At 62.7% G+C, this 21,795-nt stretch carries 22 protein-coding genes; 10 read left to right on the forward strand and 12 right to left on the reverse strand.

Annotated elements, in window-relative coordinates:
* Positions 1-65: 65 nt before the first annotated feature.
* The 3 genes from ACIROW_RS21930 to ACIROW_RS21940 all read left to right on the forward strand — a co-directional run bounded on the left by ACIROW_RS21930 (position 66) and on the right by ACIROW_RS21940 (position 2,225).
* The gene (locus ACIROW_RS21930; protein ID WP_402278862.1) at positions 66-359 is read left to right on the forward strand and encodes a hypothetical protein; all 294 of its coding nucleotides are present in this window, start codon (positions 66-68) and stop codon (positions 357-359) included.
* A 243-nt stretch (positions 360-602) separates the two neighbouring features.
* Positions 603-1,523: a bile acid:sodium symporter family protein gene (locus tag ACIROW_RS21935; RefSeq protein WP_402278864.1), complete on the forward strand. Its 921-nt coding sequence runs from the start codon at positions 603-605 to the stop codon at positions 1,521-1,523.
* A gap of 114 nt (positions 1,524-1,637) precedes the next feature.
* Positions 1,638-2,225 (forward strand): molybdopterin-dependent oxidoreductase, encoded by a 588-nt coding sequence (locus ACIROW_RS21940; protein WP_402278866.1) that lies wholly within the window; start codon positions 1,638-1,640, stop codon positions 2,223-2,225.
* A gap of 44 nt (positions 2,226-2,269) precedes the next feature.
* Here the strand turns inward: ACIROW_RS21940 and ACIROW_RS21945 are convergent, their stop codons facing one another.
* Positions 2,270-2,848 carry a DUF4337 domain-containing protein gene (locus tag ACIROW_RS21945; protein WP_402278867.1) on the reverse strand — a complete coding sequence of 193 codons (579 nt, stop codon included), beginning with the start codon at positions 2,846-2,848 and terminating at the stop codon, positions 2,270-2,272.
* 216 nt (positions 2,849-3,064) lie between these two features.
* Here ACIROW_RS21945 and hisC point away from each other — a divergent pair, with 216 nt between their 5' ends.
* Entirely contained in the window at positions 3,065-4,132 is a 1,068-nt protein-coding gene (hisC, locus tag ACIROW_RS21950; protein WP_402278869.1) for a histidinol-phosphate transaminase, read from the forward strand.
* 32 nt (positions 4,133-4,164) lie between these two features.
* Here the strand turns inward: hisC and ACIROW_RS21955 are convergent, their stop codons facing one another.
* The 3 genes from ACIROW_RS21955 to ACIROW_RS21965 all read right to left on the reverse strand — a co-directional run bounded on the left by ACIROW_RS21955 (position 4,165) and on the right by ACIROW_RS21965 (position 7,879).
* Complete coding sequence (locus tag ACIROW_RS21955; RefSeq protein WP_402278871.1) at positions 4,165-6,219, reverse strand: pyridoxamine 5'-phosphate oxidase family protein; 2,055 nt, start codon at positions 6,217-6,219, stop codon at positions 4,165-4,167.
* 25 nt (positions 6,220-6,244) lie between these two features.
* Positions 6,245-6,856, reverse strand: coding sequence for a glutathione S-transferase family protein (locus ACIROW_RS21960; RefSeq protein WP_402278873.1), 612 nt, complete (start codon positions 6,854-6,856; stop codon positions 6,245-6,247).
* A 120-nt stretch (positions 6,857-6,976) separates the two neighbouring features.
* A complete protein-coding gene (locus tag ACIROW_RS21965; protein ID WP_402278874.1) occupies positions 6,977-7,879 on the reverse strand; it encodes a LysR family transcriptional regulator in 903 nt (300 codons plus the stop codon).
* A gap of 104 nt (positions 7,880-7,983) precedes the next feature.
* Here ACIROW_RS21965 and ACIROW_RS21970 point away from each other — a divergent pair, with 104 nt between their 5' ends.
* Positions 7,984-8,439 carry a carboxymuconolactone decarboxylase family protein gene (locus ACIROW_RS21970; protein ID WP_402278876.1) on the forward strand — a complete coding sequence of 152 codons (456 nt, stop codon included), beginning with the start codon at positions 7,984-7,986 and terminating at the stop codon, positions 8,437-8,439.
* Here the strand turns inward: ACIROW_RS21970 and ACIROW_RS21975 are convergent.
* Together ACIROW_RS21975 and ACIROW_RS21980 are read right to left on the reverse strand one after the other, a co-directional pair.
* The gene (locus tag ACIROW_RS21975) at positions 8,436-9,656 is read right to left on the reverse strand and encodes a YbfB/YjiJ family MFS transporter (protein WP_402278878.1); all 1,221 of its coding nucleotides are present in this window, start codon (positions 9,654-9,656) and stop codon (positions 8,436-8,438) included. The genes ACIROW_RS21970 and ACIROW_RS21975 overlap by 4 nt on opposite strands.
* A gap of 106 nt (positions 9,657-9,762) precedes the next feature.
* Positions 9,763-10,350 carry an HD-GYP domain-containing protein gene (locus tag ACIROW_RS21980; protein ID WP_402278880.1) on the reverse strand — a complete coding sequence of 196 codons (588 nt, stop codon included), beginning with the start codon at positions 10,348-10,350 and terminating at the stop codon, positions 9,763-9,765.
* A gap of 103 nt (positions 10,351-10,453) precedes the next feature.
* Between ACIROW_RS21980 and ACIROW_RS21985 the strand changes: the two genes are divergently transcribed.
* Genes ACIROW_RS21985 through ACIROW_RS21995 form a run of 3 tightly spaced genes read left to right on the forward strand, consistent with a single transcriptional unit; the run spans position 10,454 to position 12,830 of the window.
* Complete coding sequence (locus tag ACIROW_RS21985) at positions 10,454-11,632, forward strand: MFS transporter (RefSeq protein WP_402278882.1); 1,179 nt, start codon at positions 10,454-10,456, stop codon at positions 11,630-11,632.
* Between the two features lie 22 nt (positions 11,633-11,654).
* A complete protein-coding gene (locus ACIROW_RS21990; protein WP_402278884.1) occupies positions 11,655-12,107 on the forward strand; it encodes an META domain-containing protein in 453 nt (150 codons plus the stop codon).
* A 27-nt stretch (positions 12,108-12,134) separates the two neighbouring features.
* Positions 12,135-12,830 carry an alpha/beta fold hydrolase gene (locus tag ACIROW_RS21995; RefSeq protein ID WP_402278885.1) on the forward strand — a complete coding sequence of 232 codons (696 nt, stop codon included), beginning with the start codon at positions 12,135-12,137 and terminating at the stop codon, positions 12,828-12,830.
* Between the two features lie 194 nt (positions 12,831-13,024).
* Here the strand turns inward: ACIROW_RS21995 and ACIROW_RS22000 are convergent, their stop codons facing one another.
* Positions 13,025-13,291, reverse strand: a complete 267-nt coding sequence (locus ACIROW_RS22000) for a hypothetical protein (protein WP_116435977.1) — start codon at positions 13,289-13,291, stop codon at positions 13,025-13,027.
* A 141-nt stretch (positions 13,292-13,432) separates the two neighbouring features.
* Positions 13,433-14,404, reverse strand: a complete 972-nt coding sequence (locus ACIROW_RS22005; RefSeq protein WP_402278888.1) for an NAD(P)H-dependent flavin oxidoreductase — start codon at positions 14,402-14,404, stop codon at positions 13,433-13,435.
* Positions 14,405-14,646: 242 nt separating this feature from the next.
* Here ACIROW_RS22005 and ACIROW_RS22010 point away from each other — a divergent pair, with 242 nt between their 5' ends.
* Both ACIROW_RS22010 and ACIROW_RS22015 read left to right on the forward strand, forming a co-directional pair.
* Positions 14,647-14,769, forward strand: coding sequence for a hypothetical protein (locus ACIROW_RS22010; protein WP_402278890.1), 123 nt, complete (start codon positions 14,647-14,649; stop codon positions 14,767-14,769).
* 115 nt (positions 14,770-14,884) lie between these two features.
* Complete coding sequence (locus tag ACIROW_RS22015) at positions 14,885-16,720, forward strand: methyl-accepting chemotaxis protein (RefSeq protein ID WP_402278892.1); 1,836 nt, start codon at positions 14,885-14,887, stop codon at positions 16,718-16,720.
* Between the two features lie 75 nt (positions 16,721-16,795).
* Here ACIROW_RS22015 and ACIROW_RS22020 read toward each other — a convergent pair whose 3' ends face one another.
* From ACIROW_RS22020 to ACIROW_RS22035, 4 genes are all read right to left on the reverse strand, one after another.
* Complete coding sequence (locus ACIROW_RS22020; RefSeq protein ID WP_402278894.1) at positions 16,796-17,704, reverse strand: hydroxymethylglutaryl-CoA lyase; 909 nt, start codon at positions 17,702-17,704, stop codon at positions 16,796-16,798.
* 78 nt (positions 17,705-17,782) lie between these two features.
* Positions 17,783-18,712, reverse strand: a complete 930-nt coding sequence (locus ACIROW_RS22025) for a 2-hydroxyacid dehydrogenase (protein ID WP_402278896.1) — start codon at positions 18,710-18,712, stop codon at positions 17,783-17,785.
* 65 nt (positions 18,713-18,777) lie between these two features.
* The gene (locus ACIROW_RS22030) at positions 18,778-19,713 is read right to left on the reverse strand and encodes an MBL fold metallo-hydrolase (RefSeq protein ID WP_402278897.1); all 936 of its coding nucleotides are present in this window, start codon (positions 19,711-19,713) and stop codon (positions 18,778-18,780) included.
* A gap of 24 nt (positions 19,714-19,737) precedes the next feature.
* Entirely contained in the window at positions 19,738-21,759 is a 2,022-nt protein-coding gene (locus tag ACIROW_RS22035; protein ID WP_402278899.1) for an acetyl/propionyl/methylcrotonyl-CoA carboxylase subunit alpha, read from the reverse strand.
* Positions 21,760-21,795 lie beyond the last annotated feature (36 nt).

Below are 21,795 nucleotides of genomic sequence, written 5' to 3' on the forward strand. Positions count from 1 at the left end.
TACACCTGCGCACGGCATGGATTTCCGGGATAGTCTGGCGCACCTTCATCGCCACGGAGCGCAACTTGTCATTCCCTCTGCCGAATCGCTCCAGCCTCTTGCTGCCTGCCGCCATCCTGTGTGTGCTCCTGAGCGGCTGCGCCGGCGGCGTCGTCACGCAACTTGACCGCGACACCTACATGGTCACCGCGCAATCGCGCCTGGGCAACGCCGAGGGCGCGGCCGCCGGCGTGCGCCAGGCCGACGCCTATTGCAAGGAACGCGGCAGGCGCATGCAGATGACCGGCGCCGAAACTTCCGACGGTGTCATCGGCATATGGCCGTCGAAGAGCGTGGTGATGTTCAAATGCGTCGCATGACATGTGTGCAACGGCGTCAGCAATACGTCAGTGTCTGCCCTGCAAAGCGCCAGCCGGCAAGGATTTGCGCGCGCGGGTAAAATGTCGCCTTCGTGTTTCCACAAGACGCACGGCCGAGGCCGGCGCGATCGCATGACAGGTTTTTATTCCTCGCATCCGCCGCTTCCTTGTACACCACTCGCGCGCCATCCGCGGAGCTACTTCCAATAACAAACTCTCTACTCCGCTGAATCGATCTCAATTATGCTTGCCAGTCTTACCCGCCTGTTTCCTCTCTGGGCGCTGCTGCTGTCCGCCGCCGCCTATTTTTCTCCCGCCACGTTCACGCCTATCGGACCTCACGTCACCTTGTTGCTGACGCTGATCATGCTGACCATGGGCGTCACCCTGACGCTGGACGATTTCAAACGCATCGTCAAACGCCCGGCGCCGGTGGCCGCCGGCATCATCCTGCATTACCTGGTCATGCCGCTGGCGGCCTGGGTCATCGCCAAGCTGTTGCGCATGCCGCCTGACCTGACCGCCGGCATGGTGCTGGTCGGCAGCGTCGCCAGCGGCACGGCCTCGAATGTGATGATTTATCTGTCGCGCGGCGATGTCGCGCTGTCGGTGACGATCTCCACGCTGTCGGCGCTGGTGAGCGTATTCGCCACGCCGCTGCTGACTGAACTGTATGTCGACGCCTCGATCCACTTCGACGCGCACGCGATGCTGATGAGCATCGTGCAGATCGTGGTGGTGCCGATCGTGGTCGGCCTGGTGCTGAATCTGTTCGCAAGCAAGCTGATCCGCCGCATCGAACCTTACCTGTCGCTGGTGTCGATGGTGGCGATTCTGCTGATCATTGCAGCGGTGGTCGGCGGCAGCCAGGCAAGTATTGCTTCAGTCGGCCTGGTGGTGCTGGTGGGCGTCATCCTGCACAACGCCATCGGCCTGCTGGGCGGTTACTGGGGTGGTCGTCTGCTCGGCTTCGACGAAGCCATCTGCCGCACGCTGGCCATCGAAGTCGGCATGCAGAACTCCGGCCTCGCGGCTGCGCTGGGCAAGCTGTACTTCACGCCGCTGGCGGCATTGCCGGGCGCGTTGTTCTCGGTTTGGCACAACCTGTCGGGTTCGATGCTGGCCGGCTACTGGCGCGGTCGTCCGCCGAAGGACCAGGCCTGAGACGGTCTCTGATATAAGTGAAAAAAGCGGACTCCGGTCCGCTTTTTTATATCCCCCGCCGGCGTTTATCGTGCATCATGCTGCGCATCGTCAAAGGAAAAAGGAGAGCCAGCAATGAAGAAAAGACAGTTCCTCGTCACCGGCTTGTTCGGCATGAGCAGCGTTGCCATGGCGGCAAGCAAAAAGCGCGATGCAGCTTGCAGCAATGACATCGGTCCGGTGTTGCTGACGGTGACCGGCGCCATCGGCGCGGGCAATCGCGGCGCGCTCGATCCGGCGCTGGACCAGATGATGGCCAAGCAGAAGCTGCAATTCAACCGCGCGCACACCTTTGACTTCGCGGCATTGAACGCCTTGCCGCAAACCACCATCAAGCCCACGCTGGAATACGACAACAAGCAGCATGTGCTGAGCGGTCCCTTGTTGAGCGAGGTGTTGAAATCCGCCGGCGCCGGTGCGGCAAGCGATGTGCTGCTGCGCGCCGTCGACGGCTACGCCGTGCAGGTGGCGACCGCCGACATCCGCAAATATCGCTTCATCGTCGCCACGCATCTGGACGGCAAGGCGATCCCGTTGGGCGGCCTCGGCCCCTTGTGGGCGGTGTATGACGCCGACAGTTTTTCGGAGATCATGGACAGGCCTATCAGCGCGCGCTTCGCGTTATGCCCGTGGGGCATGTATCACATCGAAGCAAAGACCTGAGCCCTGCTCTCGCCGCGCAGCGAGAGCAGAGCCGTTTCAGTGGCTCAGATATGCATCGCCGCCAGCGAGCCCAGAATCACGCTGGCGCCTGCTGCGGTGTACGAAATCTTCTTGAGCCAGTCCTTGCGCGTGAGCAGGGTGATCGCCGCCAGCGAGATGGCGATCTGGATCGCCGTCATGGCCTGCGCCCAGCGGTGATGCTGGTGAAGTTTGACTTCCGACAGCTCGTCCCATTCCTTCGATTCCGCTTCCAGCTTTTCGGCGATCTTGCGGATGTCTTCCTTCTCCGACTTGTAGCGTTCCGCGGCGGCGTTGTACTTGGCGGAATCCACGCCGGGAATCGTTGCCGCCAGCTCGGCCAGGTTCTGGCGGCTGGATTTGGCCTGGTAGTAATTCCACTGGTTGGCGGCCTCTGTCTTCTTGATGGCGGCGTTGTTCTTGTTCATCGCGGCCGCGCTCTCGGTGGAGCCGGCCTGGTAGCTGAACAACGCGCCCACGGTCGCCATGATGGCGGTCATGACGGCGATCTTGCCGGCGAAGTTGTCGCCGCTGCCGTGATTATGTTCGGCGACGTGTTCCAGGTGATGTTCGTGCGGGCTTGGGACTTCGTATTCTGTGGCCATGCAGGTGCTTCCTTCGGTATCGTTATCGATTGTTATCGAATTGTTATGTCGAGCCCGGCATCGCATTTTTTGAATGCGCAGTTGCTCCCAGGCACGTCGCGCAACCCTCCTTGCGCATGCCCTTAATGCGCCAGCAGCCTTCCCAGTTGACGCGTGCCGCGTCCGGGTTTGTTACCATTGCTGTTTTATTGCAGAACCAGCGCGAAAACCATTCCCATGAGCAAATTCTGGAGCCCCATCGTCAGCCGCCTGACGCCTTACACCCCCGGTGAGCAGCCCAAGATCAGCAAGCTGGTCAAGCTCAACACCAACGAGAATCCCTACGGTCCGTCGCCCAAGGCGATCGCCGCGATGGCGCAGGAAATCGGCGACAATCTGCGCCTGTATCCGAATCCGGATGCCGAACCGCTCAAGCTGGCCATCGCCAAGCGCCACGGTCTGTCGCCGGCGCAGGTGTTCGTCGGCAACGGTTCCGATGAAGTGCTGGCGCATGCCTTCCAGGCGTTGCTCAAGCATGGCGCGCCGATCCTGTTCCCGGACATCACCTACAGCTTTTATCCGACTTACGCCAGCCTGTATGAGGTGGATTATCGGGCAGTGCCGCTGGCCGGGGATTTCACGATCCGCGTCGACGATTATCTCGGCCAGGGCGACGCCATCGGCGGCATCATCTTCCCGAATCCGAACGCGCCGACCGGTTGCCTGTTGGCGCTCGACGAAGTCGCACGTCTGCTGGCCGGCAATCCGGACCGCGTGGTGATTGTCGATGAGGCGTATATCGATTTCGGCGGCGACAGCGCCATCGACCTGGTGGCGCAGCATCCGAATCTGCTGGTGGTGCAAACGCTGTCGAAGTCGCGTTCGCTGGCCGGCCTGCGGGTCGGTTTTGCGGTCGGGCACGCCGACCTGATCAGTGCCCTGGAACGCGTCAAGAACAGCTTCAATTCCTATCCGCTGGATCGCATCGCGATTGCCGGCGCGACGGCCGCGATGGAAGACGACGCGCATTTCGACAGCACCCGCAACGCCGTCATTGCCAGCCGCGGCAAGCTGGTGGGCGAACTGACGGCGCTTGGTTTCGAGGTGCTGCCGTCGGCTGCCAATTTCGTCTTCGCGCGCCATCCGCAACATGACGCCGCCGGCCTTGCCGCCAAGCTGCGCGGCGACGGCATCATCGTGCGTCACTTCACCAGCGCACGCATCAATCAGTTCCTGCGCATCACGGTCGGCACTGATGAAGCCTGCGGCGCGCTGACCGATTCGCTGCGCAAGCATCTGGCTTGACGCATGGATCGCGGCGCTGCATTTCGGGCGGATTACAGCTCGAGGTGCAGCGTCGCACAACCTTCCGCCGGCAGCGCGCAGCAGATCAACGCTTCATCTTCCGCCACGGCAAACTCAGGCGTCTTCGCATAAGTCACTTCTCCTTGCAGCACACGTGTGCGGCAGGTGCCGCAACGGCCGTCGCGGCAGCTTGATTCGGGATTCAAGCCGCGTTGTTCGGCCAGCTCCAGCAGCGAACCGCTCTCGGCGGTCCAGCGCGCCTCCTTGGCCGAACGCATGAACAGCACCGGCACCGCGTCGGTCGCAGCTGGTTTCAACGGAACTTGTATTGCTTGTTCGTCGACCTGGCGTTGCAGCCCGGAAGGGCCGAACGCTTCCGCATGGATGCGCGCATCGGTCACGTTCAGGGCGCGCAAGCCGTCATACATTTGCTGCATGAATGACGCCGGTCCGCACAGATAAAAATCATAGTCGTCAAAAGGCAGCGTCTGCTTGAGCAAGGCGATATCGATACGCCCCGCAGCCGCGCTCCCGTCGTCGGCCTGGCTCACCACACGCACATGACGCGCCTCGCCCTTGCCGGCATTGACCAGCGCCGCGATCTCTTCGCCGAAGGCCAGCTCGGCCTTGCTGCGCGCCGACTGGAACAGCCACACCGGCCGCTGGTAACGCTTGCGCATGCCTTCGTGGATCAGGTGGCGCAGCATTGCCAGCATCGGCGTGACGCCGACGCCTGCCGCCAGCAACACGGCGGGACGGCGCGCCGACGCATCGATGACGAAATTGCCGGCTGGTGCACGCGCTTCGATGATGTCGCCGACCTTGATCGCCGCATGCAGGTGCTCGGAGAACAATCCCTGGCGCTTGACGCTGATGCGCAGGAACGCATCCGAGGGCGCGCTCGACAAGGTGTATTGACGGATCTGGGTGTCACCTCCGGCAAGCGGCAGCCGCACCGAGACATGCTGTCCGGCCAAGACGCCCGGCATGCCGGCGCCGTCGTTCGGCTGCAGATGAAACGAGCGGATGGCCGCAGTCTCGTCGACGATCTTGCTGACGCGGAACGGCCGCCATTGCGTGGCCAGTTCTGCCGCCTTCAGCCGTGCGGCGGCGTCTTCCCAGCTCCCGGTGATCAGTGCGTTAGGCGACGCTCCGGCAGCAACGTCGATCCAACGCAGCGGCAGCGCGGCGGGGCGGCGCACGATCTGTTGCGGCGTGAAGCGCCACATGCGCTCCGCACCCATGAAGGCAGCCACTTCGGGCGCATTGAGGATGACCTCGGCGCGTCCGCTCAGTTGCAGCAGATCGCCGTTGCGGAAATCGACAAACACCAGACCGGCGCGTGGATTCACTAAAAAATTCCCCAGCGTGTTGAAGAACAGATTGCCGGAGAAATCCGGAATCGTCAGCACGCCGTCGTCGTCGATGCGCACGAAGCCCGGTTTGCCGCCGCGATGCGAGGCATCAACCTGTTTCTTGCCGTCGCGCACCACATACGAAGCGACGTAAAACGAATCGGCTGCGCGGATCATGGCAGCGGCGTCGGCATCCAGCGCCGACAGCTTGCTCACCGGTCCGGGCGGCGCATCGGTAAATTCATATTGACGCAACTGGATATATTGCGGGCAGTTGCCGTAGGCCTGGGTCACGTCGATATTGAAACGTTCGTCCGACTGCCGGCTGACCAGGCCGTTCATGCGGTTGCGGCGGCGCGTATGCAGTTCGATGCCGAGCATGCCGATGCCGTCGCCGTCTTCCATGCCGGCGTCGGCAGGATCGCGCGGATCGCGCGCCAGTTCGAGGGTGAGTTTCTCTGCGACGTCGGCGTGCATGAAGCCTGGCCGGCCGGCGCGCAAGGTGGCCCACACTTCACCTTCGGTATCGACGGCGCCGAGGATCACGAACGGCAACTGCGCATAGAACTCGCGATGCTGGTCGGGCATCCAGGTCCGCCCCATCTGGTTGCGGCCGGGGCCGACCATGCGTTCGACGACACCGACGCTGCGCTGCATGGTTAGCTCGCCCTCATGCCACGGAGAGGCGGACGGCGGGGGCGATGCTGTGGGCGTCGGTTGTGTCGAAGTCATGATGGCGCTCCTTATGCCTTATGGGTTAAGCGGCCAGGCCGACGGCGGTTTTCTGGAATGCGACGAAGCCCGGCAGCGCTTCGATCCGCGCCAGCCATTGGCGGGTGTGCGGATAGGCGCTCAGGTCGACATTGCCTTCGGGTGCGCTGGAGATATAAGAGTAGAGCGCGATATCGGCGATGGTGGCCTGGTCCGCCGCCAGCCATGTGCGTGTAGCCAGTTCTTGCTCGACCAGAGTCAGGATGGCGTGGGCGCGGCGGATGGCATCGTCGGCATCGATCGGTGCGCCGAACACGGTGACCAGGCGGGCGGCAGCCGGACCGCGGGCGATTTCACCGGCGGCGACCGACAACCAGCGTTGCACGGCGGCTGCGGTGGCTGGGTTTTCCGGCAGCCAGTCGGTGCGTCCGAACGACTTGGCCAGGTAGATCAGGATGGCGTTGGAATCGCTGACGACGGTGTCGCCATCTTGCAATACGGGGACTTGGCCGAAGCGGTTCAGCTTGAGCAGTTCAGGCGATTTTTGCTCGCCCTTTTTCAGGTCGACCAGCACCAGTTCATGTTGCGCGCCCAGCAACGAGAGGAACAGGCGGGCACGGTGCGAATGGCCGGACAGGGGATGGTAGTAAAGTTTCATGGCAGCTCCAGGTGGTGTGTTGTAGGAGTCACCAGTGTTGCTGATAACGCAGATGATGAGAATCGCCGCCCGGGACAATGGACTATTCCCGTTTCGAGAATAATCCCTCTCCCTAGCCGCTCAATCCACGCCTGGTCGCTCTCCGCGCAGTTCCCCGACAGCAAGGTCAAGGAAGGCGCGCACCTTGCGCGCGGCGTGGCGGCCTTCATGGTGCACCACATGCACCGGCAGCGTCGGCGTTTCATGGCCGCGCAAGACTTCCACCAGCCGGCCGTCCGAGAGCGGCGCCGCCACCATGTAGGACAGCACGCGCGTAATGCCGAAGCCGTCGAGCGCGGCGATGATGGCCTCATCATTTGACATGACCGTCATGCGCGGCTGAATGCGCACGATGGTGGTCGCATCGCCCTTGGTGAAACGCCAGTCCGGCGAGGTCGAGATGCCGTTGGAGGAGACGATCACGTGCTGCCGGAGCTCGTCCGGCGTCTGCGGCGTGCCGTGTTCGGCAAGATAGGAAGGCGAGGCGCAGACAACACGTCGCACCGTGCCGACAGGGATCGCCTGATAGCTGGAGTCGGCCAACTGGCCGATGCGGATCGCCACATCAATGCCCTCGTCCATCAGATTAATGATGCGGTCGGCGAAACGGCATTCGACTTCGGCTTCGGGATAGCGCCGCAGATATTCCATCACGATCGGCGTGACGTACATGCGGCCGAACATGGCCGATGCCGTGACCACCAGCCGGCCGCGTACCGCGCCGTGGGCGCCGGCGGCCAGGTCTTCCATTTCGGTGACGTCGGCCAGCACGCGGCGACAATCCTCGGCGTAGCGCACGCCGACGTCGGTGACGCGCACGATGCGCGTGGTGCGGGTCAGCAAGCGCACGCCGATGGCTGCTTCCAGGTCGCTCACGGCGCGCGTGACGACGGGGGGCGAGATCTTCATCTTGCGCGCGGCGGCGGCGAATCCGCCTTCATCGACCACCGCCAGGAAAATCGCCATCGACTCGAGTCGGTCCATATTGTTCCTGTTTTTGTAATGGCTAATTGTGATTTCAGGGTATTCGGATTATGCCCGAGATCGGGGACACTTCTCGCATCTCCACCATCGTCAAGGCCGCCCGCATGGCACGCATCAAACTCGTCGACACCGCCGACGCCAGTCCGGAACAGGCCGCCTTGCTGGCCGCCATCGAGGATCAGCTCGGCATGGTGCCGGATTTTCTGAAGGTCTTCGCCAACTCGCCGGCGGCGTTGCGCGCTTTCCTCGGCCTGCATGGCATTACCGACGGCGGCACGCTGGCTACGCCGGTGCGTGCACGCATTGCCTCGGCGCAAAGAACCGTCGCGCGAGAAGACCCGCAGGTGGTAGCCGCCGTGAAGTTTGCGCGCAGCCTGCTGGAGAAGAAGGGAAAGATCGGCGCGCTGGACCTGGTCGAGGTGCGCAGCGCCGGTTACAGCGATGCCGACATTGTCGAGATCATCACCCACGTCGGCCTGAACTTCCTGACCGACATGCTGGGCAAGGCAAGCCAGGTGGAGATAGTTTTCCCCACTGTCAGTGTGAAACTGGGTGCTTAATTCTGAAGCAGGTGCAGCGGTCGCTGGCGCCATGCCAGCAGCGCGCCGACCAGCAGCGACAGCGCCGAAAACAGCAAGCCCTGCTGCAGCCCTCCGCTGCGGTCGGCGATCCAGCCGACGATGCTCGGGCCGACGATCTGGCCCGCCGCGAACACAATCGTGAAGGCGCTGATGCCGAGCGACCAGCTGGCCGGCGGCAGGTTGTGGCGCACCAGCGCGGTGGTCGACGCCACCGCCGACAGGAACACGCCGCCGAACAGCAAGCCCGAAATGAATACCGCGACGGGCGCTGCCGTCACCGCCGGCAGCAGCGTCGCCACGCTCAGTAGCGCGTTGAGGATGGCCAGCGATTCGCCGCCCTTGAACTTGTCCAGCATGCCGGCCCACAGCCGCGACGACGCCATCACTGCCAGACCCAGCAGGGTGTAGAACAGCGTGATCATCGGCGCCGCCATGCCTTGTTCCTTGAGCAGCGCAATCACGAACGTCATGTAGCCGATGTAGCCAAGGCCGAACATGAAATAGCCGGTCAGGCCGAAGCTCAGCGTGCGCATGCGGAAGTGTCCTGCGCCATGCGCCTGCGGCGGCAACGCCGGAATGCGCAGCGCCGGCGGCGCCATGAAAGCGGTCGCCACCAGGCTCAGCAGTCCCATCGCCAGCCATGCCCACTGCCAGCTATGAGCCACGCCGTGCGCCGTGGCGGCGGCCATGGTGGCCGGCACCAGCCAGGCCGAGGCGACAATGCCGATACCGCTGCCGCCGTAGAACAGGCCCAGCAGAAATCCTGCGCGTTGCGGATGCAGCGCCGCCAGTCGGCTGATCAGGATACCGCCGGAGATAAAGATGAAGGCGCTCACCGCGCCGGTCACGATACGCAGCGCCAGCAGCGTCGCGGTATCGGTGAACAATCCCGACAGGATGATGAAAAAGGCCGTCGCCAGCGCCCCGCCGATGAGCAACTTGTGGGTGCCGAAGCGACGCATCAGCGGCGGCGTGACGAGCGCGCCTAGCAGGTAGCCGAGCGCGTTGCCGGTATTCATGCCGCCGGCGATCAGGTAGGGCCAGCCGAGGTCGGCGCGCATCGGCGACAACAGCAGCGCGTAGGAGAAACGCGCCACGCCGAGTGCGATGGCGGTGCCCAGCGACAGGGCGAGGGCGGTCAGCAATGGATGGCGCACGATGAAATCCCGCTGTGTGGCGGCGATCGGTTCTGGCATGAGATTGTCTCTTGGATATCGGCGGCTACCGGTGAGGCGCTGCCTGATTGTTATGGCGCCGCGCGTCCGTACTGTCGCGGCAATGCCAAGAGTGTAGCGGAACTTGTCAGGGCGCGTTGCCGCAGACCTGCAGGCAGGCGTCGACCGCGTCCGGGTCGAGCCGGATGCCGCGCAGGCGGCTGATTTCTTCAAGCGCGGCGGGCATGCCGAGGCTCTTGCGATAGGGGCGGTCTTCGGACATCGACTCCACGATGTCGGCGACGGTGAGGATGCGCGACTCCAGCAGGATGTCGTCGCCACGCAGGCCGCGCGGATAACCCGAGCCGTCCAGGTATTCATGATGCGCATGGACGATGTCGGCCACCGGCAGCGTGAACGAAATGCGGCTGAGCACATCGTAGCTGGTCTGTGCGTGCGTCTGGATCACGGTGAATTCGGCATCGCTGAGCTTGCCGGGCTTGTTGAGAATTTCCAGCGGGATGTCGACTTTGCCGATGTCGTGCACGCGCGCGGCCATGTGCAGCGCTTCCAGGCGCGGCGCATCCAATTGCAGGCGGCGGCCGATCTGCAGTGCGAGGGTCGCGACACGGTCTTCATGCAGCGGCGTGTAATCGTCGATCAGGTGTTGCAGCGCGAGCAGCGCGTCGAGGGCCTGGGTCTGGAGTGTAAGTGTCGGGTCGGAGAGGTTGGGCATGCAAAAGTTGAAACCGCTGCTATGGTGAATGGAATGTACATCATCGCGCATGCGGGATGGGAGATAATGGCAGCTGACCGAAGTTTATTCCTCTCTTGATTGCATGACAACCGACCAGACTCTCGGCCCCACCCTCGACGTGACTTCCGACATATCGACATTGCGCGCTCGCTGGCGCCGCAGCGCCATACCATTTTTCTTTTTCCTGCTGGGCCTGCTGTACGCCAGCTGGGCGGCTCGCATCCCGTCAATCCGCGACAACCTGCAGCTCGACGCGGCCACGCTGAGCATGGTCTTGCTGTGCGGCGGCATCGGTGCGGTCGGCTCGTTTCCGCTGGCGGCATGGCTCAACGCGCATTACGGGCCGCGACGTACCGCGTGGTATGCCGGATTGGTGCTGCTGCTGACCTTGCCGGTGCTGGGAATTGCCCCCAACCTGGCGCTGCTGATGTTGTTCAGCGCGATCTATGGCGCTGCGTCAAGTTGCTTCGACGTCGCCATCAACGCGCTGGGCGCGGTAGCGGAGAAGCAGGCCGGACGTTCCATCATGTCGCTGCTGCACGCATGGTTCTGCGTCGGCACCTTCAGCGGCGCCTTGCTGGGTAGCGCGGTGGCGGCGCTTGAGGTCACGCCGTTCTGGCATTTCGCGGCGCTTGCCGTGGTGTTCCTGCTGCCGCTGCGGTTGGGCTACAAGGCGATGCCGAACGACCGGCCGGAACCCAGCGCCGACAAGAAGATCTTCGCCATTCCGCACGGCCATCTGGTGGCGCTTGGCCTGATCGGCTTCTGCGGCGCGATTGTCGAGGGATCGATTGCCGACTGGAGCGGTCTGTACATGAAGGACCACATGCACGCCGGCGACGGCGGCGCACCGCTGGCTTATGCCGGGTTCGCGGGCATGATGCTGCTGGCGCGGCTGGTGGGCGATCGCCTCAAGGAGCGCTGGGGCGCGCGCAAGGTGGTCGGCTTCGGTTCGCTGCTGGCGGCGGCGGGCGTGTTCATTGCGGTCGCGGCGATCAATATCCCGATGGCCATCATCGGTTTCGCGATCGCCGGCACCGGCGTGGCGATGGTGTTCCCGTTCGTGTTCAGTGCGGCCGGACGGCATGGCGCGATCGCGCTGGCCGGTGTCGCCACGCTCAGTTACAGCGGCGGCCTGATCGGGCCGCCGGTAGTCGGTTTCCTGGCGCATGGCTTCGGCCTGCAGGCGGGCCTGGCATTCATCGGCACGCTGTGCATCGCGGTGGCGCTGGCGGCCAGCCGGGCCAAATGGCTGGAATGATTTTCACCATGGAGAGGGCATCATGAAACGATATCTTGCAATGCTGGCGGCGCTGCTTGGACTGGCAGGCTGCGCTTCGCAACCGAGCGGTGCCGACGGCGCCGCGTTGACCAGCGTGCGCTGGGAACTGACCAGCTGGCCGGGCCATGAGATCCCGCGCGGCGGCGAGGGCAGCGCGCCGGTGATCCTGAGCTTTCAGGACGACGGCGCCCAGGCAAGTGTCAGCGGCCGCGCCTGGTGCAATCCGTTTACCGCCCCATACGTGCTGCGCGACGGCGGGCGCCTGACGATCGGGCATGCCGCGGCAACACGCATGGCCTGTCCGGGCAAGGCCATGGAATTCGAGGCGACTTTCCTCGACTGGCTGCAGGCGCTGGAGCGCTACAAGATCACCGGCCGCACGCTCGAGCTGTTTGCTGCGGACGGCGATGTCATGACGTTGCAGGCGCGCGAGAAACCGGCGATGCAAAAATAATCAGCTGATTGGGAAGAGAACAACAACATGCGGGATCTGGTTTTTTTACCGGGCTTCATGCTCAACGCGTCCTTGTGGGACGACATGCGCAGCGATCTGGCCACGCTCGGCACGCTGCATTTCGGCGACCTCGGCCAGGACAATTCGTTGGACGCCATGGCTGATCGGGTGCTGGCCAATGCGCCGGAACAATTTGTGCTGTTCGGATTTTCGATGGGTGGTTTCGTGGCCCAGGCGATTGCGCTGAAAGCGCCGGAGCGGGTGCTCGGCCTGGGTTTGCTGAATACTTCGTCGCGTCCGCAAAGCGCGCAGGAATCGGCCGCTACGCTGGCGCAGATTGCATTGGCGGAGAAGGCGCCGTTCAAGGGGCTGACTTCGCGTGCGCTGGCGTCGTCGCTGCATCCCGACCGTGCCGGCGACGCTGCGCTGTTGCAACGCCTGCAAGCGATGGCGCTGAAAAACGGCAAGGAAGTGTTCCTGCGCCAGTTGTCGACGCTGCGCGACGGCAGCTATGCCGACCTGCACCGCATCGATTGCCCGGCGCTGATCGTGGCCAGCGATGCCGACCGTTTGCGTACGGTGGAAGAGTCGGAAGAAATGGCGCAGCGCATTCCGGCAGCGCATTTTGAAATCGTCCGCGATTGCGGCCACATGACGCCGATGGAAAAGCCGCAGGAATTATTCACCATCATCCGCGACTGGATTGCCGCTTCCCGGCTTTGACTGACGCTGCGGCGTTACCGGGCCGGGCCCGGCACAAACGGATCGCCCAAATGCAATACGCCGCTGATCAGCGGCGTATCGTTTGGCGGCATGGCAGCCTGTTCAGGCCAATTTACCGGAAAATTTCGTCTCTTGATTTTCTGTCAATGCGCGCTGTTCCGCGCTGCTGAGTACGCCCGATGCATACGCAAGGTTCAATGTGACTTGTCGAACGGGTCATCCTTGCGCGGTGCTTCGCTGGCGCGTTTGCCGGGACCCTTGTTCATCTCGTCGAGACCGCCGCTGCCGCGCAGATCGGTGTCCACCTGGCCTTCGCGGATGTCCTGATAGGCGCGTCGCATTTCCTTCTGGTCGACATCGCTGCGCTGGCTGTCACCGGACTGGTCATGCTCATGGGGCAGACGCGCCTTGTTTTCCGGTTTTGGATGGCGATCTTTTCTGGTGCGCAGAAAGCTGGTCATAAAGTCCTCACGTTGTATGGTGTCTGAGACCGTACGACATACAAGTGCGTGAGAAGTGCCATTAGTTACAAAGTCATTTGCAAATAGCGGCGTTGTCCGACAGAACCTGTCTGTCGGAGCGGCTTCGAAACCGTCGTTGAACTACAGCGCCAAGCGTTGTCGCGCCGCCGCATACTCCGCTTCCAGACGATCGACCATCTGCGCCACGGTCGGCACGTCGTCCATCAGGCCGACCGCCTGGCCGGCGCCCCAGATGTCGCGCCAGGCCTTGGCCTTGGTGTCGCCGCCGGAACCGAAGTTCATCTTGGTCTTGTCCGCTTCCGGCAGATTGTCCGGATCGAGCCCGGCGTTGACGATGGACTTCTTCAGGTAGTTGCCGTGCACGCCCGTGAACAGATTCGTGTAGACCACATCGGCTGCACTGGAGTCGACGATGGCCTGGCGATACTCGTCGCTGACGTTGGCTTCCTGGGTCGCCAGCCAGCGTGAGCCGATGTAGGCCAGGTCGGCACCCATGGCCTGCGCCGACAGGATGGCGTCGCCAGTGGCGATGGCGCCGGACAGGATCAGCGGACCCTTGAAGAACTTGCGCACCTCGCCCACCAGCGCGAACGGCGACAGCGCACCGGCATGGCCGCCGGCGCCGGCGGCCACCAGGATCAGACCGTCGACGCCGGCTTCCAGCGCCTTCTGTGCATGACGGATCGAGATTACGTCATGCAGCACGATGCCGCCGTAGCTGTGGATGGCATCGAGCATTTCCTTCGGTGGCGCGCGCAGGCTGGAAATGATGATCGGCACGCGATGCTTCACGCACACTTCCACATCGTGGGCAAGGCGGTCATTGGACTGGTGCACGATCTGGTTGACCGCAATCGGACCGATGATGGCGTCGGGATGAGCCCCCTTGTACGCCGCCAGTTCGGTCTGCAATTGCGTCAGCCAGACGTCGAGTTGTTCTGCCGGGCGCGCATTGAGGGCCGGGAAAGAGCCGACAATCCCCGCCTTGCACTGCGCCGCCACCAGCGCCGGGCTGCTGGCGATGAACATCGGCGAAGCGATCACGGGAAGGCGCAGGTTCTGCAGCACGGCTGGAAGGGCGGAAGTAGGCATGGCGGCGTCTCATTGTTGTAGGTAATCGAAAGATTATAGGACATAAAATATTACGACCGTGCTTTTTATGTTGTTGCTTAGAATATTTTTTACTTTTGCCAAGACATATTATTTTGTAAACATGTTATGTTTTCCACAAGTCAGTCGAAGACAGTTCTACGCATCCGTATGTCATGCCTATCCACAGGTGCGTAGCAGTGCCGTTCTGGCCTATAAAAGGTAATCTTTTCCTAGGGGGATATATGGATACCTTCCTGATCGTGGCCGCCATCGCCGGCGGACTCATCGTCGCTGCGACCATTCATAGTCGCCATCTGCAGGCGCGCCTCCGACACGTGCGCACCCGCAGTCGCTACAAACACTGACGCTTTTCATCTGATCGCCATCTGACACGTGGCGCCGTCTCGCACGGCGCCACGATGCCTTCACACGCCTGTACTTTTTACGGGCGGGATTTCTCACGGAAATAGGGGAACGGCAATGCGCAAATTGTTTACGCTAAAGCGGAGTTTTTTCTTCTTCTTCATCATCCTTGCGGCGTTATCGCTGCTGATGTTCGGCGCATTGCAGATGATCTTGCGAGCGCAACACGAAATCGAAAGAGCCGGCGACTCGCGCTACGAGTCCTACAAACTCGCCAATGAAGTACGCAGCAACTCCGAACACCTGACCCAGTCAGTACGCAGCTATGTAGTCACCGGCGATCCCCGCTACGAAGCGATCTATTGGGACATCGTCGCCATCAGTACCGGTAAGAAACCGCGCGCCGACGGCCGCACCGTCTCGATGACGGATCTCATGAAACAGGCCGGCTTCACCGACCAGGAATTCGCCAAGCTCAATGAGGCGCAATCGCTCTCCACCGCGCTGATCAAGACGGAAGAGATCGCCATGCACGCCGTCAAGGGCGAGTATGACGACGGCGCAGGGAAGTTCACCAAAAAGGATGCGCCCGATCTCGAAAAGGCACGCAAGCTGGTGCACGACGACGTCTATGAAAAGAACGCTGCCGCCATCATGCGCCCGATCAACGACTTTGAAAAACTGATGGATCAGCGCACCAACGGCGAACTCGACAAGGCGCGCCGCGACGGCAGCATTGCCTACGCCGTCGGTTTGGCCATGCTGGCCTTGACGGTGGTGATTTCGGTCGCCGTGCTGTATGCGCTGTACGTACTGATCAAGAAGCAGCTCGACCGCAGCCTCGCGGTTGCTGAACGTCTCGCCACCGGAGATCTCACTGCCGAACTGGAAGTCGAACGCGACGACGAAATCGGCCGCCTGATGGGTGCCATCAACGGTATCGGAGAGGGACTGGCCAGCGTAGTGGGCAATGTACGCACCGGTACGGAAACCATCAATGTCGCCTCGCGCGAAATCGCCACCGGCAACGCCGACCTGTCCAACCGCACCGAATCGCAGGCCTCCAGCCTTGAAGAAACCGCCAGCTCCATGGAAGAGTTGACCTCGACCGTACGCCAGAACGCCGACAATGCCCGGCAGGCCAACTCGCTGGTAACTTCGGCCTCCGAACTTGCCGTCAAGGGCGGCAAGGTGGTCGGCGACGTGGTGCACACCATGGGTTCGATCAAGGAAAGCTCGAGCAAGATCGTCGACATCATCAGTGTGATTGACGGCATCGCCTTCCAGACCAACATCCTGGCCCTGAATGCAGCGGTGGAAGCGGCGCGCGCCGGCGAGCAGGGCCGCGGCTTTGCCGTGGTGGCAAGTGAAGTGCGCAGCCTGGCGCAACGCTCGGCGTCAGCGGCGAAAGAGATCAAGGAATTGATCAGCGACTCGGTCGGAAAGGTCGACGCCGGCGGCAAGCTGGTCGACGAAGCGGGCGCCACCATGGGCGAGATCGTGACGTCGGTCAAACACGTGGCCGACATCATGGGCGAGATCACCGCCGCCAGCCAGGAGCAGAGCACGGGCATCGAGGAAGTCAATCGCGCCATCACGCAGATGGATGAAATCACGCAGCAGAATGCCGCGCTGGTGGAGCAGGCCGCTGCTGCTGCCGAGAGTCTGCAGGAACAGGCGGACTTGCTGGCGAAGGCCGTCAGTGTCTTCAAGCTGTCCGGGAGCGATCATGGCCATGGTCATGTGCAGCCGGTCAGGCACTCCGCTCCGGTCGCCGCCGCAGCAAAGGCATCGCCTGCCGCGCGCAAATACACGCCGGCGCCCGCCGCCAAACCTGTGAAGGCGCCTGCATCGGCGCCAAAGCTGACGCAAGGCAAGACCTCTGCATCGTCAGGCGCTCTCAAGCCTGCTACCGCCGGTGCGGATGACGGCAATTCCTGGGAAGAGTTCTGACGCCGGCCGCGACATGAAAAAAGCGGCATGATCGCGCACCGATCATGCCGCTTTTTACGACCAGTGTCTTTCCGGCTATCCCAACCGTTTCGCCGCGATGGCGTTGCCTGCGCGGCTGACGGCCTTGCGGCCGAGATGCTGGGAAATGAACTGGCCGGCATCGACCACGATGTCGAGATCGACGCCAGTCTCGATACCCAGGCCTTGCATCATGTACAGCACGTCTTCCGAGGCGACGTTGCCGGTCGCGCCCTTGGCGTAAGGGCAGCCGCCCAGACCGGCCACGGACGAGTGGTAAATCGTGATGCCGACTTCCAGGCTGGCGTAAATGTTCGCCAGCGCCTGGCCATAGGTATCGTGGAAATGTCCCGACAAGCCGTCGATGTTGAATTCGCGGATCGCCGCCTGCATCACCGGCGCCACCTTATTGGGCGTGGCTACGCCAATGGTGTCGGCGATGTCGATTTCATCACAGCCAAGATCGCGAAAACGACCAACCACATCAGACACCGACGACAGCGGCACCTCACCCTGATACGGACAGCCGAACGCGCAGCTGACCGCCGCACGCAAACGGATCTTGTGCTGCTTTGCCGCCTGTGCGACTTCGCGGAAACGCTCGATCGATTCGGCGATGGAACAGTTGATGTTCTTTTGCGAAAACGCCTCCGAGGCCGCGCCAAAAATCACCACCTCGTCCGCGCCCGCTTCGAGGGCCGCTTCGAAGCCCTTCATGTTGGGCGTCAGCGCTGAATAGAGTACGCCGGTTTTGCGCGCGATGCCGCGCATGACTTCGCCGGAGGTCGCCATTTGCGGTACCCATTTCGGCGAAACAAATGACGCCGCTTCGACGTTGACGAAACCGGCCGAAGTCAGGCGATTGACCAGCTCGATCTTCACCTCGGCTGAAATGGTTTCCTTCTCGTTCTGCAAGCCGTCGCGCGGACCGACTTCAACGATTTTGACTTTCTTGGGCAAGCTCATGGGTTGTCTCCTCGACTTATCTGCCTGGCGGCTTTTTTGATGATATCAGTTTGAGTTCTTCGCGTCGGCTGACGCCGTTCAATAACCTTTGCTGCGATCGACCAGTCCGACCACCGGTTCGCCGCGCTGCAAGGCGACGATCTTTTCGGCGATCTGCCGTGCGGCTTCACTACGCACGGTCAGTGCCGAAATATGTGGCGTGATGGCGATGCGCGGATCTTGCCAGAACGGATGGTGCGGCGGCAGCGGTTCTTCCTGGAACACGTCCAGCGTGGCGCCGGCGATCTGGCCGCTGTCCAGCAAGGGCGGCAGGTCCGCCTCCACCAGATGGCCGCCGCGCGCCAGGTTGACCAGATAGGCGCCGCGCGGCAAGTGCGACAAGGTCTCGCGATTGAGGATGCCGGCGGTGTCGGGTGTCAGCGGCAACATGCAGATCAGCACGCGCGCGCCGCGCAGGAATTGGTCGAGCTGCTCACTGCCGGCGTAGGCCTTCACGCCGGGCAGCGCTTTCGGACTGCGGCTCCAGCCGCTGACTTGAAACCCGAAATGCTGCAGGCTCTCGCAGATGCATTGTCCAAGCACGCCCAGACCCAGCACGCCGATACCGAAGTCGGCGCGCTCGAACGGCGGCAGCGGCTTCCACTGGCCAAGGCGCGCCTGCCGTTCGTATTGATCCAGGCGACGGTAATAGCGCAGCACCGCATGCGTGGCGAACTCCGCCATCTGCACCGCCATGCCGCCGTCGTCGATGCGGACCAGGGGCAGATGGTCCGGCACCACGTTCAACTTCAGGATGGCGTCGACGCCGGCGCCGAGATTGAATACCGCCTTCAGATCAGGACGGCCTTGCAGCATCTCGAAGGGCGGTTTCCACACGATGGCGTAATCGGCCGGCGCGGTGTCGCCGGATTGCCAGATGCGAATCTCGGCATGCGGCAGGGCCGCGCGAAGGTCGTGCAGCCAGGCGTCCTGGTTGGTGGGATCGGCGGTCTGGAAAAGGATGCGCATCGGAGCGGGCTGGGGAGTGAGTGGAGTAAGCCGGTGATTTTACCTGCAACGCAAACCGGTCGTCGTCAGCCGGCGTTCAGCAGCGAGACGCCGTCGCTGCTCGCTGCGCCAGCCTTGATCAGTTGCGCGCTCGCCCACTGCGCCAGTGCATCGTCGGAGAGATGGAAATAGCGACGGTTGCACAGCGCCAGCAAGGGAACGCCAGCCATCAGCGCCGCCACCTCGGGCAGGGGAATCTCCTGTCTTTCCAGCAGCAGGAACTTGAGCATCACCTTGACGCAGTTCTGCGCGTTGCGCATCGGTTCCGCCTGCAGATAATCGAGGCGCGAATACGCCGTCGCCAGCGCCTGCTTCACGTCCGTGAACGGCGCGCCATGACCGGGAATCACCACGCGCACATCAAGTCCCGATATCAGATCCAGCGTCGCCCGTTCCTCGGCAAAACCGGATTCGCCTTCCAGTTCGGGGAAGATCACGCCGAAGCCGTTTTGCCACAGCGCATCGGCTGAAATCAGGATGCCCTCGTGCGCACAATGCAGGATCAGCGAATGCGGATCGTGTCCCGGCGCGGCGAGCGCAGACCATTCCAGATCGCCCAGCATCAGCGTGTCGCCGTCCTGCAAAGTGTCGTCGAAAGCGAAGCGCGGACATTGCTGGCCGGTGGCGCGATAGCTCAGTGCATCTCCATCCCACCGCGTCACCTTGTCGGCATCGGCGTGCGGAATGCTGGTGCGGCAGGCATAACGCGCCTGCAAGGCGGCGTTGCCGCCGCAATGATCGGAATGCAGATGGGTGTTGATCACGCGGTCAAGTTGCGGCGCGCGACCTTTTTCGTTGAGGACGTGGTCGACTAGCGCCAGGGTCTGCGCCGCATGGGTGACGTAGCCGGTGTCGACCAGCGCGGTCTCGTGCGTGCCCAGAAACAGCACGTTGTTGGAAGACAACCAGCCGCGTTCCAACACATACACGCTGGATGGCAAACCGTAAGGATGGGCTCTCATCGGGGATCAGTGATCAGTGACCGCTCAGCCCGGCGTAAACGCCAGCAACTGTGCGCCTTCCGTCACCTGGTCGCCGACTGCGTACAGCAGCTCATCGATGACGCCGTCGGCCGGTGCGGCAATCGTGTGCTCCATCTTCATCGCTTCCATGATCAGCAGCGGCGCGCCTTTGGTCACGCTGTCTCCTTTTCCGACCAGCACCGCGACGATCTTGCCCGGCATCGGCGCGGTGAGGCGGCCGCCTTCGCTTTCGACATGACCGGCGTGCGCCAGCGGATCATCCCAGGTCAGCAAGGCATGCCGGCCCTGGTGGAAGGCGTGGAAAATGTCGCCGTCGCGCACCACGTTGCCGGCGATGATCTGATCGTCCAATGTCACGCGCAGGCCGGTGTCGCCCTGGCGTTCAAAGTGCAGGGCATGCTGTACGCCGTCGCGATGCAGGATCCATTGTTTTTCGCTGCGATACTCGACGCCGATCCGATACGCGCCGGCTTCGTCGGCAAACTGCAAGGCGCGCAGCAGGCTGCCGTTCATGCGCCAGCCGCTGGTGTGCGCCCATGGATCGCGAGCGTCGCCGATACGGTCGGCTTCCTGCGCCAGCAGCAACGAAGTTGCCAGCGCCAGCGTGGCAGTCGATGCCGGTTGCACGGCAGGGAAAAGCTGATCGTGATTGCGTTCGATCAGCCCGGTATCGAGATCCGCCGTGGAGAATGCCTGGCCGGCAATGAGGCGCTGCAGGAAGCCGATATTGGTGGCCAATCCGACGATGCGGTACTGCGCCAGCGCTGCCGCCATGTTCGCCAGCGCAGCATCACGATCCTTGCCCCAGACGATCAGCTTGGCGATCATCGGATCGTAGAACGGCGAAATTGCATCGCCTTCGCGCACGCCGGAATCAATGCGCACGGCAGCCGGCGTCTGCACATGGCTGTCAAGGCTATCAACGCGGAAGTTGACTGCCGGCGGCGTATGCAGATAACGCAGCGTGCCGATCGACGGCAGGAAACCTTTCTCCGGATTCTCGGCATAGATGCGCGCCTCGAGGGCATGGCCGTTGAGTTGCAACTGCTCCTGGCGCAGCGGCAGGCGTTCGCCGGAGGCCACGCGCAATTGCCATTCGACCAGATCGAGGCCGGTGATCATTTCGGTGACCGGATGCTCGACCTGCAAGCGGGTGTTCATCTCCATGAAGTAGAACGAGCCATCTTGGTTTGCGATGAACTCCACCGTGCCCGCACCGACATAACCGACCGCTTTCGCCGCCGCCACGGCGGCGTCGCCCATGGCGCGACGGCGTTCTTCGCTCATGCCCGGCGCCGGCGCTTCTTCCAGCACTTTCTGATGACGACGCTGCACCGAGCAATCGCGTTCGAACAGGTAAACGCATGCGCCGTGGCCGTCGGCGAACACCTGAATTTCGATATGGCGGGGGCGCGTCAGGTAGCGTTCCACCAGCACCTTGTCGTCGCCGAAGCTGTTGATGGCTTCGCGCTTGCAAGATGCCAGCGCAGCCTTGAAGTCTTCCGATTTCTCGACAATGCGCATGCCTTTGCCACCGCCGCCGGCGCTGGCCTTGAGCAGCACCGGGTAGCTGATGCGGTCGGCTTCCTGCTGCAGGAAATCGGCATCCTGGTTGTCGCCGTGATAGCCGGGCACCAGCGGCACGTTGGCTTTTTCCATCAAGGCCTTGGCCGCCGACTTGGAACCCATCGCATGGATTGCCGACGCCGGCGGGCCGATGAAGACCAGGCCGGCCCTGGCGCAGGCCTCGGCGAAACCGGCGTTCTCGGACAGGAAGCCGTAGCCGGGATGGATCGCCTGCGCACCGGTGGCCAGCGCCACGGCGATGATCTTGTCGCCGAGCAGGTAGCTTTCCTTGGCCGGCGCCGGGCCGATGAGAACCGCCTCGTCGCAGGCCGCGACATGCTTGGCGTGCGCATCGGCTTCGGAATAGACAGCGACCGTCTTGATGCCGAGCTTGCGCGCGGTCTCAGCTACCCGGCAGGCGATCTCGCCGCGATTGGCGATCAGAATTTTGCTGAACATCTTGTCTCCTTCAATGTGACCTGTTTGTTATGTGCC

This window comes from Herbaspirillum sp. NPDC101397 (assembly GCF_044767325.1).
Taxonomy (GTDB): Bacteria; Pseudomonadota; Gammaproteobacteria; order Burkholderiales; family Burkholderiaceae_D; genus Herbaspirillum.

Excerpts from the sequence above, each read along its gene's own strand:
- ACIROW_RS21995 (WP_402278885.1), top strand. The coding sequence starts at position 12,135 with ATGCGGGATCTGGTTTTTTTACCGGGCTTCATGCTCAACGCGTCCTTG.
- ACIROW_RS21975 (WP_402278878.1), bottom strand. The coding sequence starts at position 9,656 with ATGCCAGAACCGATCGCCGCCACACAGCGGGATTTCATCGTGCGCCAT.
- ACIROW_RS22015 (WP_402278892.1), top strand. The coding sequence starts at position 14,885 with ATGCGCAAATTGTTTACGCTAAAGCGGAGTTTTTTCTTCTTCTTCATC.
- ACIROW_RS22030 (WP_402278897.1), bottom strand. The coding sequence starts at position 19,713 with ATGAGAGCCCATCCTTACGGTTTGCCATCCAGCGTGTATGTGTTGGAA.
- ACIROW_RS21980 (WP_402278880.1), bottom strand. The coding sequence starts at position 10,350 with ATGCCCAACCTCTCCGACCCGACACTTACACTCCAGACCCAGGCCCTC.
- hisC (WP_402278869.1), top strand. The coding sequence starts at position 3,065 with ATGAGCAAATTCTGGAGCCCCATCGTCAGCCGCCTGACGCCTTACACC.
- ACIROW_RS22020 (WP_402278894.1), bottom strand. The coding sequence starts at position 17,704 with ATGAGCTTGCCCAAGAAAGTCAAAATCGTTGAAGTCGGTCCGCGCGAC.
- ACIROW_RS22035 (WP_402278899.1), bottom strand. The coding sequence starts at position 21,759 with ATGTTCAGCAAAATTCTGATCGCCAATCGCGGCGAGATCGCCTGCCGG.
- ACIROW_RS21990 (WP_402278884.1), top strand. The coding sequence starts at position 11,655 with ATGAAACGATATCTTGCAATGCTGGCGGCGCTGCTTGGACTGGCAGGC.
- ACIROW_RS21955 (WP_402278871.1), bottom strand. The coding sequence starts at position 6,219 with ATGACTTCGACACAACCGACGCCCACAGCATCGCCCCCGCCGTCCGCC.
- ACIROW_RS21945 (WP_402278867.1), bottom strand. The coding sequence starts at position 2,848 with ATGGCCACAGAATACGAAGTCCCAAGCCCGCACGAACATCACCTGGAA.
- ACIROW_RS21960 (WP_402278873.1), bottom strand. The coding sequence starts at position 6,856 with ATGAAACTTTACTACCATCCCCTGTCCGGCCATTCGCACCGTGCCCGC.
- ACIROW_RS21935 (WP_402278864.1), top strand. The coding sequence starts at position 603 with ATGCTTGCCAGTCTTACCCGCCTGTTTCCTCTCTGGGCGCTGCTGCTG.
- ACIROW_RS21985 (WP_402278882.1), top strand. The coding sequence starts at position 10,454 with ATGACAACCGACCAGACTCTCGGCCCCACCCTCGACGTGACTTCCGAC.
- ACIROW_RS21965 (WP_402278874.1), bottom strand. The coding sequence starts at position 7,879 with ATGGACCGACTCGAGTCGATGGCGATTTTCCTGGCGGTGGTCGATGAA.
- ACIROW_RS22010 (WP_402278890.1), top strand. The coding sequence starts at position 14,647 with ATGGATACCTTCCTGATCGTGGCCGCCATCGCCGGCGGACTCATCGTC.
- ACIROW_RS22000 (WP_116435977.1), bottom strand. The coding sequence starts at position 13,291 with ATGACCAGCTTTCTGCGCACCAGAAAAGATCGCCATCCAAAACCGGAA.
- ACIROW_RS21970 (WP_402278876.1), top strand. The coding sequence starts at position 7,984 with ATGGCACGCATCAAACTCGTCGACACCGCCGACGCCAGTCCGGAACAG.
- ACIROW_RS21940 (WP_402278866.1), top strand. The coding sequence starts at position 1,638 with ATGAAGAAAAGACAGTTCCTCGTCACCGGCTTGTTCGGCATGAGCAGC.
- ACIROW_RS22005 (WP_402278888.1), bottom strand. The coding sequence starts at position 14,404 with ATGCCTACTTCCGCCCTTCCAGCCGTGCTGCAGAACCTGCGCCTTCCC.
- ACIROW_RS22025 (WP_402278896.1), bottom strand. The coding sequence starts at position 18,712 with ATGCGCATCCTTTTCCAGACCGCCGATCCCACCAACCAGGACGCCTGG.